This is a genomic window from Paraburkholderia denitrificans, assembly GCF_042655705.1.
Classification (GTDB): domain Bacteria; phylum Pseudomonadota; class Gammaproteobacteria; order Burkholderiales; family Burkholderiaceae; genus Paraburkholderia; species Paraburkholderia denitrificans.
This window is the reverse complement of the sequence record NZ_JBHSMP010000015.1, coordinates 1-692: the sequence shown is the minus strand read 5'-3', so window position 1 is coordinate 692 and position 692 is coordinate 1. Positions and strand designations below refer to the sequence as shown.

Below are 692 nucleotides of genomic sequence, written 5' to 3'. Positions count from 1 at the left end.
GTCAGCGTGGTCTTGCCGTGGTCAACGTGACCGATCGTGCCCACGTTCACGTGCGGCTTGGTCCGCTCAAACTTACCCTTGGCCATTTTCGACTCCTAAGAGGATTTTTCCGTACGTTGCGCGGGGCGCGCAAACAATCACTGGTGTTGCTGATGCAGCCTTGATGCGGCCTTATACCGACTGGTGCCCATGGGCAGGATCGAACTGCCGACCTCTCCCTTACCAAGGGAGTGCTCTACCACTGAGCCACATGGGCGCTTACTTCATTCGCTGGAGCGGGTGAAGGGAATCGAACCCTCGTCATAAGCTTGGAAGGCTTCTGCTCTACCATTGAGCTACACCCGCAAGGATTACCGATTCCCAGTGCTTCGATACTTAACTACAGCGGAATATTCTGGTGGAGGAGGTTGGATTCGAACCAACGTAGGCGTAAGCCAACAGATTTACAGTCTGCCCCCTTTAGCCACTCGGGCACCCCTCCGCAGAGAACTGATGATTATAGGTGGACATCCGCAAAGCGTCAATCACTTTGTTCGGAGCCGGGCCTGTCACCCTCTCACTTATAGTAGAGCGGAAACGCAAAAACCCCGGCTTTTGAGGGCCGGGGTTTTGCTACATAAGGAGCCAGACGATTACCTACTTTCACACGGGCAATCCGCACTATCATCGGCGTGGAGTCGTTTCACGGTCCT

General features: G+C 54.6%; 1 protein-coding gene and 3 tRNA genes. All 4 read right to left on the bottom strand.

Annotated elements, in window-relative coordinates; translation table 11 throughout:
* On the bottom strand, positions 1-86 hold an 86-nt coding region (locus tag ACFPTO_RS12865), incomplete at its 3' end, for a GTP-binding protein (RefSeq protein WP_033473206.1).
* Between the two features lie 95 nt (positions 87-181).
* Positions 182-256: transfer RNA gene (locus ACFPTO_RS12860), tRNA-Thr, on the bottom strand.
* 15 nt (positions 257-271) lie between these two features.
* Positions 272-345 (bottom strand) — tRNA-Gly (locus ACFPTO_RS12855).
* Positions 346-395: 50 nt separating this feature from the next.
* Positions 396-481, bottom strand: a tRNA-Tyr gene (locus tag ACFPTO_RS12850).
* Between the last annotated feature and the right edge of the window lie 211 nt (positions 482-692).